The 13,395-nt window shown below is 60.6% G+C and carries 5 protein-coding genes; 3 read left to right on the plus strand and 2 right to left on the minus strand.

Annotation, left to right across the window (positions count from 1 at the left end; all coding sequences use genetic code 11):
• Positions 1–2 precede the first annotated feature (2 nt).
• Genes FEZ21_RS16015 through FEZ21_RS16025 form a run of 3 tightly spaced genes read left to right on the plus strand, consistent with a single transcriptional unit; the run spans position 3 to position 3,751 of the window.
• The gene (locus FEZ21_RS16015; protein ID WP_160627816.1) at positions 3–581 is read left to right on the plus strand and encodes a GNAT family N-acetyltransferase; all 579 of its coding nucleotides are present in this window, start codon (positions 3–5) and stop codon (positions 579–581) included.
• The gene (locus FEZ21_RS16020) at positions 578–2,704 is read left to right on the plus strand and encodes a capsular polysaccharide biosynthesis protein (RefSeq protein WP_160627818.1); all 2,127 of its coding nucleotides are present in this window, start codon (positions 578–580) and stop codon (positions 2,702–2,704) included. Before FEZ21_RS16015 ends, FEZ21_RS16020 begins: the two co-directional genes overlap by 4 nt.
• A 3-nt stretch (positions 2,705–2,707) precedes the next feature.
• The gene (locus tag FEZ21_RS16025; RefSeq protein ID WP_003446039.1) at positions 2,708–3,751 is read left to right on the plus strand and encodes a phytanoyl-CoA dioxygenase family protein; all 1,044 of its coding nucleotides are present in this window, start codon (positions 2,708–2,710) and stop codon (positions 3,749–3,751) included.
• Positions 3,752–3,825: 74 nt separating this feature from the next.
• Here the strand turns inward: FEZ21_RS16025 and FEZ21_RS16030 are convergent, their stop codons facing one another.
• Both FEZ21_RS16030 and FEZ21_RS16035 read right to left on the minus strand, forming a co-directional pair.
• The gene (locus FEZ21_RS16030; protein WP_029612964.1) at positions 3,826–5,175 is read right to left on the minus strand and encodes an aminotransferase class I/II-fold pyridoxal phosphate-dependent enzyme; all 1,350 of its coding nucleotides are present in this window, start codon (positions 5,173–5,175) and stop codon (positions 3,826–3,828) included.
• A 20-nt stretch (positions 5,176–5,195) separates the two neighbouring features.
• Positions 5,196–12,707 (minus strand): type I polyketide synthase, encoded by a 7,512-nt coding sequence (locus FEZ21_RS16035; RefSeq protein WP_160627820.1) that lies wholly within the window; start codon positions 12,705–12,707, stop codon positions 5,196–5,198.
• Between the last annotated feature and the right edge of the window lie 688 nt (positions 12,708–13,395).

Consider the following 13,395-nt stretch of genomic DNA (forward strand, 5'->3'; position numbering starts at 1 on the left):
GCATGGTCCCCATCGTGCAGGGTTCGAGCCTGACGCCGGACCTGCTCACCGATCCCGGGCTGTCACGCCTGGTGACAGAAGGCCGGGGCTCGCTGGCCTTCATCATCGGTAATGCCGCTTGCCGCCAACGCCTGCTTGGCGCCAGCATTCATTGGGACCGCATACTGCTGGCCTTTGAAGATGGACAAGCGGTGGGCTATGCAGCACTCAAGTATCAGATGCGCGGGCCGTTTGCGTTGCGCGTCAAACCTTTTGTTCGCGAATTTGGCTGGCTCAGCGGCACACTGCGGTTCGCCGCGTTCTGCCTGAGCGAGTGCCGAGAATGGCGCTACCCGTTCCTGCTGTATGGCTTGCGGGTCAGCAGGTCGGCACGCAATCACGGCATCGCCAGCGCGCTGCTGCAGGCGTGCAGCAAACATGCCGCGACCCAAGGATTCAGGGCTGTTTATCTGGAAGTACCGCTGGCCAATGACCGCGCTCGCCACCTGTACCTGCAAAACGGCTTTAGCCTGCTGCCCAAGCGCTGGGTACCATGGCCGCCCGTGCGCACCATGCGCCGTTATGTGGAGACTCAGCCGTGAACGGTCTGGACACCCCCTTCATGCCTTTGCAACCGTTGGTTGAAGGGCCCGGCTGGATCGGCATCATGTCGCAATGGGTGGCGTGGAAGGTCCTGCATTTACCGCAATTTCTCGGCCCGGAAGGGGAGCCTTTCTGGCTCTGGCAGCGCGGGCAACGTGCGCCCAAAGGCCTGAAAGCTATCGCCGGCATCGGCTATAAACAATCATCGGCTCATGCGCGGGTGCTGTGCCAGCGCTGGGGCCTGACCTACATCGCACTGGAAGACGGCTTTCTGCGCTCTTCGTCACTGGGTATCGAAGGCGACACACCGATGTCGATGGTGGTCGACCCGATGGGCATCCACTACCTGGCAGATCGCCCTTCCCTGCTGGAAAACATTCTTCAGTCCCCCGACAGCCTTCGCCCTGACGAACTGCAAAGCGCCCGCCAGTTGATCGAATTGATGCGCCGTACCGGCATCGGCAAATACAACAACGCACCCGACCTCGACCCCGCCGATCCGCTGGGTCGCGAGCGGCCATTGATATTGGTCGTGGATCAAACCGCCGGGGATTACTCGATCCCGGGCGGCGGTCTGTGCGAAGCCGATTATGTACGCATGCTTGACGTGGCCATTAGCGAAAACCCGGACGCCGAAGTCCGCGTACGCATTCACCCGGACTGTATTGGCGGGCAAAAGCCCAGTTGCCTGCTCGCCGCAGCAACCGCAAGGGGCGTAGCGCTGGAGAGTCGGCCCGTGTCCTGGGCTTCGTTGGCACGGCGTGCGCGCCGGGTGTACATCGGCACCAGCCAGGCCGGGCTTGAAGCCTTGATTCAAGGCGTACCCGTGACCTGCTTCGGCCTGCCTTTTTATGCAGGCTGGGGCCTGACGGACGACCGCATGCCAATCCCGCGGCGTCGGGCCCGACCAGATCTGGTGCAACTGGTGGCAGCCGCTTACATACGCTACAGCCGCTATGTCGATCCACTCACCAGCCTGCCGACCGATGCACTGACCATTGCCCGTCAGCTGGCGCGGCAAAAAGCACAGGATGCCGAGTTTGCCGGGAACATCACGGTGCTCGGGATCAAACGGCATAAACAGCACAACCTGCGGCGTTTTTTCAGTAGCCGCTGGGGTCAGTTGAAGTTCAGCGCAGACAGCCCGATGCTGCTGGCAGAAGTGGCCGCCCAGAGCGGCACCTTGCTGGTATGGGCGGCCCGCGAACCGGCCAGCCTCAAGGCCCGGGCGCAGGCCTCGAACGTACCGGTGTTGCGCATCGAAGATGGTTTTCTGCGTTCCAACGGGTTGGGCTCGCTCAACGCCCCGGCGCTGTCACTGGTACTCGACCGCAGCGGCATTCACTACGATGCCAGCGCGCCTTCCGACCTCGAAACCCTGCTCGAACAGGGTGCTTTTGACCCCGCTACGCTGGCTGAAGCCGCCCGTTTGCGCGAACGGATCGTGGCGCTGGGCGTCAGCAAGTTCAACCTTAAAAGCAACGCCGATCACCTGGTACGGGCACGTCCGGGCCAGCGCCGGATTCTGGTACCCGGCCAAGTGCAGGACGATGCCTCATTGCGCTGCAGTGTCACCCACCTGCACGACAACCTGGCGCTGCTCAGGCATGTGCGCAGCAACGCTCCGGATGCCTGGATCGTGTACAAGCCGCACCCGGATGTCGAAGCGGGCAAGCGTCAGGGCAGCCTGAGCGAAATGCTCTTGCACGAACTGGCGGATCAGGTGTTGCCCGGTGCCGACATCACTCAGCTTTATGCCCAGGTCGATGAAGTGCATACGATCAGTTCCACGGCCGGCTTCGAAGCCTTGCTGCGGCATTTGACCGTAGTGACCTACGGCACCCCGTTTTATGCCGGTTGGGGGCTGACCCAGGACTCGCAGCCCTTGACCCGCCGAACCCGGCGCCTGAGCCTGGATGAGTTGGTCGCCGGCGTCCTGTTGCGCTATGCGCGCTACGCCGACCCGCACACAGCTTTGCCCTGCGATGCGTGGCATGCCCTGGCATGCCTGTCGAACCCTTCCCCGCCACGCCTGAGACTTCAGCCGCGTGTTCGGGCACTGCTCAATTACACCCGGACCATGCTCGGATTCCCCCGTGCAGCGGTTCCGCTAAAGGATTAGTCCATGCCTGCTTCATTAAAGGATCTGGGCCGTTATGCAGCGCTGCCATGGCATTGCCTGCAACTGCTGACCCACGCTAAATCGTTCGAAAACAACCCGGTGTTGGGCAGCCCCCGACTCAATGCCATGGGCTTGCACGTGCAACGTCGCCAGATTGCCATGGCCATGGCGGCCATGCGCCGCCGGGCACTGGCATCGCGAATGAACCCGGCCGAACAGGCAAGCTTCGAGGAGCAGGGATTCTTCGTGCGCGAGAACGCCCTGCCCGCCGAGCAATTTTCGGCCTTGCGGGCCGAACTGGGTGACTTGCGCAGCACCGGCTGGGAAATGCGTCAGGGCAAGGCGGTGACCCGCCGAGTAAGCCTGGACCAGGACGTGCTGGCACAAAACCCGGCCACCGCAGCCTTTATCGCTGACCGCAGCGTGCGTGATCTGATTTCCTATGCTTCATCCAACACCGGCGGCATCACCTATCAACTGCAGTCGATCGTGATCGATGCGGTGAATCCCGAGGAAGACCCGCAAACCCGCCTGCACACCGACACTTTCCATCCGACCGCCAAGGCGTGGTTGTTTCTGGATGACGTGGCCGACGATCAGGGGCCGTTCAGCTATGTGCCGGGGTCCCATCGCCTGACGCCCGAGCGATTGGCCTGGGAGTATCGTCAGAGCCTGGGCGCAGCCTGTTCACCCGAGCAAATGCACCGCGAGGGCTCGTTCCGGATTTATGAGAATGAATTGGCCGGGCTGGGTTTGCCGCCACCGCGGCGTTTCGCGGTACCCGCCAATACTCTGGTAGTGGCTGACACATCGGGTTTCCACGCCCGCTGCCCGAGTCTGCGCCCGAGCCACCGAGTGGAAATCTACGCAAGCCTGCGCCGCAACCCCTTTATCCCGTGGCGCGGCGCCCACCTGTTCGCCCTGCCATGGATTGCCAACCACCACATGCGCTGGGACATTCGTCTCAAACGCATGATGGGGTTTGATAAACGCAGCCATTGGCGGTTCATCGAACAGCTCAATGCCTATGAGAAGCCCTTTATCTAGCCTTTGTGGCGCCGCCTGAACCACCAGCCAGGCGGCTTGCTGCACAGCGTTTCAATGTGCTGCAAGCCGGCAGCTCAATCCAGCCGTGCCAGCTCTTCTGCCACGATGGCCACGGTACGGCTGATCTGCTCTTGCGTGTGCTCACAAGACACAAAGAAGCGCACCCGCGCGGTTTTCTCCGGCACCGCCGGATAGAGGATCGGCTGAGCGTTGATGCCCCGTTCAAACAGGGCGCTGGACAGTTGCCCCGCCTTGAGCGAGCTGCCGGTAATCACCGGTATCACGGCCAGCCCGGTGCTGGTTGCCGTGTCCAGCCCGGCCTCCCTGGCCAGTCGCAAAAACTGCTCGCCACGGGCCTGAACGGCCTGTACTCGCTCATGGTCGTTGATCAGGCAGCGCAGCGCCGCCAGGGCCGACGCAGTGACGGACGGAGGCAGGCCCACACTGTAGAGAAAACCGGGCGCCAGAAACTTCAAATGCTCCACCAGCGCCGTATTACCCGCAATGTAGCCACCGCAGCTGGCGAGGGTCTTGCTCAGGGTTCCCATCCAGATGTCTACATCATCTCCGGCCAGGCCGAAGTGTTCACGTATGCCCCTGCCTGTCGCGCCCATGACACCCAACGAATGAGCCTCATCGACCATCAGGAAGATTTTGTGCTTGCGTTTGAGCTCGACAAATCGCGGCAAGTCCGGATAGTCGCCGTCCATGCTGTAAATGCCTTCGACCACCACCAGCACCCGTTCAAAATGCTGACGTTGTTCACCCAGAATGCGGTCCAGCGCTTGCCAGTCGTTGTGAGCAAAGCTGAGGCGGCGGGCGCCCGAAAGCTGAATGCCCTGCAACACGCTGTTATGCACCAACTCATCATGCAGCACTAAATCTCGCGGACCGAACAGATAGCCGATGGTGGTGACGTTAGTGGCATGACCGCTGACAAACACAACAGCGTCATCAACTTCGTAAAAGCTGGCCAGCTCACGCTCCAGCTCGCGGTGCAACGGTCGATCACCGGACACCACGCGGCTGGCCGACACCGAAGTGCCGTAACGATCTATAGCGTCCTTAGCCGCCTGAACCACCACCGGATGCCCGGAGTAGCCCAGGTAGTTGTAACTGGCGAAGTTCACATAATCCTGGCCACCAATACAGGTTTGGGCACCTGCCAGCCCGTCATGCAGACGGAAAAACGGGTTTCCCAAGCCCATGCGTGCTGCACTTTGTTGCAGGAACTGCATCTGCTGATAGCCGGGATACAGATCGAAACGGTAAAACGCCTCGGGAACTTTCAGTGCCGCCTGCTGCGCTTGCTCAAGGGTCGCGCCATTACTGTCTCCTGCGCCGTTGCGACGGCGCTCCAGTGCTTGCTGGATCAAACGCTGCTTGATACCCCCACTCAGACCCCCGGGTGTTTTTGCACTTATCTCACTCAAGCAGGTATCACTCACTGAATCAATCGGTTAGGTGTTGCAACACTTTCGGCCACTGCGGCCACTTGTTCGTGGGTCATGTGCGTGCCGTGACTGGCCAGCACACTTTCGGCCATGGCAGCAGGTGCCGACGACTCGTTGGCCGGGGCCTCACCGCGCAGCAGGCTCAAAATACGCACGCTGAGCTTGTCTATGCTGGAGCTTTCGCTGAGCTCCATGACCGGCAGACGAACGCCAAAGCGCTCTTCCAGGGCCACGATCAGTTCGACACTCATCAATGAGTCCAGCCCCAGTTCCTGCAACGGCCGCTGTGTGTCCAGGCGCGCTGCGGGCAGGCGCAGAATTTCACAGACTTCGTGTTTGAGCAGTTCAGCAAAGCGCTCCAGCAGTTGGGCATCGTCCAGCTCCACAAGCATGCGCTGTATGTCTTCGGCGTCGTTATCGTCTTCCTGATCACCGCCGTGGGCGCGCACCAGTTCCAGGAAGCGCGGGGACGCAGCGCTCGGCAGGAAACGCGACAAGGCTTTCCATTCCAGCTCCAGCACGCCAGTGCCGTCATCGCCGTTGAGCAACATCTGCTCCAGGTGCGACAACGCGACTTCGGCCCGCAGTGCAGCGCCGCCCATACGGCTTTGCAGCGCATCCTTGATCTGTTCGTTGCGGGCCAGAAAGCCGACATCGTCAATCGCGCCCCACAGCACGGCGGTGGCCGCCAGCCCTTGAGCACGGCGATAGCGGGCCAGCGCTTCAAGCCAATGGTTGGCCGCCACATAGTTGGCCTGTCCAGGGTTACCGAACAGAGTGGTGGCCGAGGAGAACATCACAAAGAAGTCCAGCTCCAGCTCACGGGTGAGTTGGTGCAGGTATTGCGCGCCCTTGGCCTTGGGTTCCAGCACGCGTTGCAATTGCTCGGCGTCGAGATTACGGATCAGGCTGTCATCGATGACGGTGGCCGCGTGCACCAGGCCCCGTAACGGATACGCACTGGTTGCGATGCGTTCAAAGACACTGCGCAGCTGAGCTTCATCGGTGATGTCGCACGCCACCGCCTGCACATCGATGCCTTGCGCATGCCACAGGGCCAGACTTGGCTGGACCTCGAGACTGGCCGCACCACGGCGGCCCAGCAACACCAGATGCCGCGCCCCCTTGTCCACCAGCCACTGTGCGGTACGCAGACCAAAGCCACCGACCCCGCCCGTGATCAGGTAAGTCGCTTCGCCACTGAGTTGCAGCCCCTTTGCAGGCTGGGCACGGGTTTCCACCAAGTGCTCGATGGGGTTGCCATAGGTCACGACGATCTTGCCGATCTGACGGGCCTGCTGCATGTAGCGGAATGCTTCGACCACTTGATTGGCGTCGAACTCGCGGTACGGCAGCGGGTGCAGGATGCCTTGCTCGAACAACTGCATCATGTTCCCGAACAGGCGTCGGGTCAGGTCCGGACGCTCGCTCATCAGTTGGTCAGCGTCGATGCCGAAGTAGCTGATGTTGTTGCGGAACGGGCGCAAGCCGATACGGGTGTTCTGGTAGAAGTCGCGCTTGCCCAATTCCAGGAAGCGGCCGAACGGTTTAAGGATTCGCAGGTTACGGTTGATCGCCTCACCTGCCAACGAATTGAGCACGACGTCGACACCACGTCCGCCCGTCACTGCCAGCACCTCATCGGCATATGCCAGCGAACGGGAATCGAAAATGTGCTCGACGCCCAGCAAGCGCAGGAAGTCGCGCTTTTCGTCACTGCCGGCGGTAGCATAAATCTCGGCACCGCACCATTTGGCGATTTGAATCGCGGCAATACCGACACCACCCGCAGCACCGTGGATGAGGATTTTTTCACCCGGTTCCAGACGTGCCAAGTAATGCAAGGCGTAGTACACGGTGAAGAACGTACTCGGAATAGTCGCAGCCGCTTCGAACGACATGCCAGCCGGGATTTTCGCCACCGCGTTGGCGTTGGTCACCAGACGGTTAGCAAAACTGCATGGACCAAAGCCTACGACCCGGTCGCCCGGAGCAAAATCGCCCAGGACTTCAGCACCCTTGCCTTGCACCACACCGGAAAACTCAAAGCCCAGGGTCGGGCCGGAGAAACCATTTTCAATGGCTTCATCGGACAACAGCCCCAATGCAAACATTACGTCACGGAAGTTCAGGCCGGTGGCGCGCACGGCGATATCCAGCTCGTCCACGGCCGGCACAGCTGGATCGCGTACTTCCCAACGCAGGTTGCGCAACTGACCCGGCAGGTCAAAGCCCAGGCTGATTCGAGTGTCCTTGCCGTCTACTGCCTGGGCCTTTTGCGTCAGAACCCGCAGACGCGGCACATAACGTTGACCGTCAGCCGTGATTGCCATCTCGGTTTCGCCATCGGCATGCAACAGCGCAGGGATCACGCTGAGCAAAGGCGCGTTGAGTGCCAGGTCCAGCAGGCGGATGCGGCAGCTTGCAGACTCATTGGCCAAGGTCCGGCCAAAGCCCCAGAAGGCCGCATCGGCAATGGCGTTCACATCCGATGCGGGTTCGGCACCGTACCAATGACCGGCCGCACCACGGCTGAGCAGCCAGCAAGTCGGGGCCATTGCCAACGACTCGCAAGCCTGAACCAGCGCGGCCGCCTGCATGCAGCGGGCACCTTGTGCGTCCAGACCCTGTGCCGCGTCAAGCCCGGCCAAGTGCACAACATGTTCAGGGGCCTGAGCCAGCGCAAGCAATTGCTGCGCCACGGCCCGGGCATCGCCCGGCACCAGCAGGTTCACCACCTGGCCTTGCTCACGCAAGGCCGCCAGCAGTTGTTCAACGCCCCCATGCTGCTGTTCCGCAAGCAGCGCCCAATGCTGCACAGCCACTTCAGGTACAACCTTGCCCGTGGCTTCGCCTTTGCCGGCGAGCAACAGATAGCTGCCGCAGGCATTGCCCGGCAACGCCTCAAGGGTGTGGCTCAGGGTCAGGCCGTGACGTTGCAGTTCAACTTGCCAGAATGACGGACGCTGCTGTCGCGACAACGCCTGCTCAGGACCTTCCAGCCACCAGTCACTGCGGGCACCGAACACAAAGTCAGCACAGCGCGTCGGGTGCTGCGCCAGCACCACCACTTCGCCATGGGGGTTGAGATGGCTTGCAGCCTGGCGCAGCGCCTCGCCCACGGCATCCAGTGGCGCCAGATCGCTGGGCACCAGCACCCAGTCAAAGTTGCTGGCATCACTGAGTTGAGCAAAGTCAATCAGGTTCAGCGCCGGGCAATCTGCCCGCAGCATCTGCGCCAACTCAGGCTCTTGCACGCAGTAGCTATAGTCGACGCGATCAAAATCGATCCCGGCGTACAGTGACTCGGCAAACGACGGCCCGCCCAGGCCCAGCTCCAGCACCCGCAGACGCTGCCCGTCAGGCAACGCTGCCAGGCGCTGCGCGAGGGTATCGCGCACACCGGCCAACAAACGTTGTTGGCCAGCCGAACCCAGTACCTGTCGCAGCAGCATGGCACCACTGGTTTCGCGGGGCAGCAACTGCTCAAGGGTCTGTTGCCCGTCAAGCAATGCCCGCAAATGGCGACCGATGCGGCCCACCGAATGAATCAGTTGAAAATGCTCCGGATAGCTCTGGAACAGTTCTTGCCAAATAGCCTGGCTGGCAGGACGCTCACCGCTGTCGACGATGCTCACACCGCCGCCGGCATCGCGGCTCAGGCTGCCGTCTTCCAGGCCCTGACGCAGCAAGGTGCTCAGATAGTGGCTGGAAACACCATCCTGTTGCGACCACAGGCTAATTTGCTCAGCGCTGAGTTGACCACCCGCCTGCTCGATCAGGTCCTGCACGAAACTGGCGCACAATACATCCAGCAATGGCTCGACTTCGTTCAGGTAGCGCAGCTGCGCTGGCTCATCACCCAGGGTCTGAAAATGCGTCAGTAACGGCGAGCTGTCGATGGCAACCCGCTGCACCGGCGTGACCTGGCCAGGAGCAGCCATGCCCACGTGGGCCATGTGCTTGATATCACCGTTGCGGTCACGCTGCAGACGCACACCGCGAAAGCGCGCGTCCTTTATCGACAACACGGCAGCGCCAGTGGCGTCGAACAGGGTGAAATCCACCAGTAACGAATGCTCAGTGCGTTTGAGCTGGCGCACCTCGGCCAGGCACGGCACGCCGCCCGCCTTGCTGTAGGCAATACGCCCCAGCTTCACTGGAATAAACGCCAACCCCTTGTTCGTGCCGGGCTGGCCCACCAGCAATTCGGTAATCAGCTGGAACGCGCCATCCAGCAATGCCGGGTGCACGTACAGGTCGTCCATTTCAGGACGGATAACCTCAGGCACGCTCAATTGCGCGAGGATGCGGGCCGGCTCGACCCACACTGCCGCGACGGTTTGATAAGCCGGGCCGTAGTTCAGGCCCACGGCACAGGTCAGCGCCAAATGCTGTGAACCGGTAAAGTCCGCCGGGCGTGACGGCAAGGCCGGTGCACGCCCGTCCAGCATCACGCCTCGGGCCTCACCGGGAAGACGCGCCACCACGTGCTGTACCCATTCTTCGTGCTGGGCATGGCCGCGGGAAGCAATGTGCAAGGTGCCATCAGCCGGTTCGATATTGATGCGGATTTTTTTGCTGGCGTCATGACTGAGTAGCAGCGGGTTGTGAATTTCCAGCTCTTCGATGTCGACGAACTCGCCCGGCTGGTGCTGCAAGGCCGCCGCCAGCGCCAACTCGCTAAAGCCTGCACCAGGAAACAATACCGCTTCACCGACCTTGTGATCGCCCAGGCTAGGGAACAACTGGGTATCGAGGCGGTTTTCCCACGTCAGCGCACGATCAGGCAGCAAGTGACCCAACAAAGGGTGCACACGCTTGCGTTGCAGTACCCCGAGCGACTCGGCGCTGACCGGCAGGTAGAAGTGTTCGCGCTGCCAGCTGTAGTTCGGCAGATTCACGTGGCGCCCGGTCACCGGGAAATGCGTTTGCCACTGCGGTTGCGCACCGGCAATCAGCAGTTTGGCAACGCTGCGTTCCAGCAGGAAAACGCTGTGATCCTTGCGCAACAATGTGCCAATCACCTGGCCTGAGCGCTCGGCGCCCGTCAGTGCATCAGCCACATAGGAGCGCAAAATCGGGTGCGGGCCCACCTCGACAAACAGGTTGAAGCCCTGCGCCACCAGTGCATCCATCGCGCCCTGGAACAACACCGGCATACGAATGTTCTGCCACCAGTAGTGGCTGTCCAGACTCTTACCGTCCAGCTCGCCGCCAATCACGGTGGAATAGAATGGAAGAGTGGTACTGCGCGGGCGAATGTGCGCCAGATCAGCAATCACTTGCTGCTCTATAGGGTTCATGCTCGGGGAGTGGAACGCGTAATCCAGATCCAGCAGGCGGATAAACACCTGGCGCTCGCTCAGCACTTGCTCAAGCTGAGTCAAGGCTTCCAGCGGACCTGCCACCGTGGCGCCACGGCTGCTGTTTTCGCCCGCGATCACCAGTTGCTGGTCCAGCCCAAGTTCCACCAGCACTGCCGCAGTTGCTTCGGCGCACAGGCCGACAGCGGCCATACGGCCAGTACCACGGGTCAGCCCTTGCAAACGACTGCGATGGAAAATGACTTGAGTCGCGTCTTCCAGGCTCAGGGCACCACTGGCCCATGCGGCCGCTACTTCACCGACGCTGTGACCGATCACGGCGCACGGATGAAAACCTTGCGCCGCCAGCACGCGGGTGACTGCCACTTGCAAGGCAAACAGCGCAGGCTGAGCGATCTCGGTACGCACATAACGGTCGTCGCCGTTTTCACCCAGCAGCTCGGCCCGCAGCGAATAACCGGCCAATGGCTGGAACAGTGCATCGACTTCGGCCACGGCCTGTTCAAACACAGGGTCGCCGAGCATCCCCCGGCCCATGCCTTGCCATTGCGAACCGTTACCCGAATAGATAAAGACCGGGCCCTCGGCGTTGTCCAGGGCCTGACCTGCCTCGACCACTGAGCTCAATTCGCTCAGGCTCGGATCCTGGGCGTAGTCGGCCAGAGCTTGCGCAGCCTGGGCACAATCGGAGCCAATCAACAGCAGGCGATGGGTGTGAGCATCACGGCGAAACAGGGTTTGATAGGCGACGTCGTAAAAATCGGCCTCAGGCCTGGACGCCAGATAATCAGCGTAATCCTGAGCCGTAGCACGCAAGCCTTCGGCGTCTTTGGCGCTCAGCATCAACGGCAGGCGGCGCACTGGCGTTGACTCGCGGGAGGCTGCGACAGGCTCGGCACTTTGCAAAATAACGTGAGCGTTGGCGCCGCCAAATCCGAAAGAGTTGATACCGACAGTCAGTTGCCCTGCAGCCTTGAGTGGCTGATTGGCGGTGACTACCTGCAGGTTCAGGTCGGCAAACGGAATCGTCGGGTTGAGTGCGTCGCCGCCGATGGTCGCGGGCACCATCCGCTCATTCAGGCAGTTGAGGGCCTTCATCAATCCCGCCACACCCGATGCTGCCTCGAGGTGCCCAAGATTGCTTTTAACAGACCCTATCGGCAGCGGGTTACCGGCGCCACGGGCCTGGCCCAGTGACTCGCCGATGGCCCGACTCTCAATGGGGTCACCGACTGCGGTTCCCGTGCCATGGGCTTCAAGGTAATCCAGCTGCGAAGGGTCGATGCCGGCCTTGGCGTAAACGCCTTTAAGCAACGCCGCCTGAGCATCGGCGCTGGGCAGCGTCAGACTAGACTTGCGGCCATCGGTATTCACAGCGCTGGCCGCAACCACGGCCAGAATCGGGTTGCCATCAGCCAGGGCCTGCTCATAGTCCTTGAGCAAGAACAGTCCACCGCCCTCCGAACGCGCATAACCATCACCGTTCTGATCGAACGACTGGCAACGCCCCGTACGCGACAGCATTGAGGCCTTGGCAAAAATCATGAAGCCGAACGGGTGCATGTGCAGGCTGATACCGCCGGTCACGGCCTGGTCGATATCACCACTGAGAATTGCCTGACACGCCTGGTGGAAGGCAACCAGTGAAGAAGAACATGCGGTGTCGATGGCCATGCTCGGGCCACGCAGGTCATAAAAGAAGGACAGACGATTGGCGGCAATACTCATGGTATTACCAGTGGCCGTTGCCGCGTCGATGGACGCCATGTCATCGACCACACGGTAAGCCTGCTCGACGCTGGCAATACCCAGGTAAACGCCACAATTGCTGCCCCGCAGGCTAGACGGTTTAACCCCTGCGTTTTCGAAGGTTTCCCAGCACATTTCGAGCAACATTCGCTGTTGCGGATCCATCATCATGGCTTCGCGTGGCGAAATGCTGAAAAAGCCCGCATCAAAAGCAGTGATATCGCCCAGAGAGCCCGAGGCGAAGGTATACGTGGAGGCCGGACTGGCTTTGTCAGGATGTAAAAACTCGGCATGTTCCCAGCGGGAAGCATCGACCTGGGTCACCAGATCGCGCCCCTCTATCAGGTTCTGCCAGAAACTGCTGGCCGTGGAACCGGGGAAACGGAAAGAATTACCAACAATTGCTACCTGCCTACGTTTTGTCAAAACCATTCCTTAAAAATACTCATGACCACCATCCCATCCTATCGATGGCTGCATGCCGAGCATGTTATTGCCGGCAAGTTGTGGAGCGTCGCCTGGAGGTTGTCGATATATTCGCGACTGACTTGCTGCACACACGGGACGAATAAAATCTATTGTCGTACTACTTCTAGGATTATTCCTAGATACATTTTGAATAATACTCGATCCGTGGCATCAGGGAAAACGTCTTGAGCACTGCGCGATGACTTCCCGCCCAGTGACACGCAGCAGGCAGACGAAAGCCCCGGCAGCACTGGACAAGCTGGTGAAGCGTCGAACTCCCTGACTTTCCCGCGCCCATAAAAAACCCCGCAGACTTGAATCTGCAGGGTTTTGAAGGTGCAGGTCGAAGCCGCAATCGAACCGGCACCGGCGATTTTCGATCCACAGATATTATCTTGAAAATCAGCCAGTTATTGAATAAATCCAGTCCATGAATGAGCAGATTTGCGAGCCGCTACGTCAGGCTGATCGCTGCGGCCAGTCCAGAGGCAGGTGTTTGTGGCCAGTCGGGGGGGCTTTTGATTGCCGGGGAGATTCACATGCCGGCCATGGCACTGCTGCCATCATTTTGCTCGAGTTTTTCACCGGGCTTGATTTCAGTAAACATGCCAACTCCTTTGAACACCGGTAAGTAAGTCACTTTAAA

Origin of the sequence: Pseudomonas sp. 9.1(2019) (genome assembly GCF_009910445.1) — a bacterium.
Lineage (GTDB): Bacteria > Pseudomonadota > Gammaproteobacteria > Pseudomonadales > Pseudomonadaceae > Aquipseudomonas > Aquipseudomonas paraversuta.

What these genes read in the sequence shown, in the direction of transcription:
- FEZ21_RS16015 (WP_160627816.1), top strand. Translation starts at nt 3, where the DNA reads ATGGTCCCCATCGTGCAGGGTTCGAGCCTGACGCCGGACCTGCTCACC.
- FEZ21_RS16025 (WP_003446039.1), top strand. Translation starts at nt 2,708, where the DNA reads ATGCCTGCTTCATTAAAGGATCTGGGCCGTTATGCAGCGCTGCCATGG.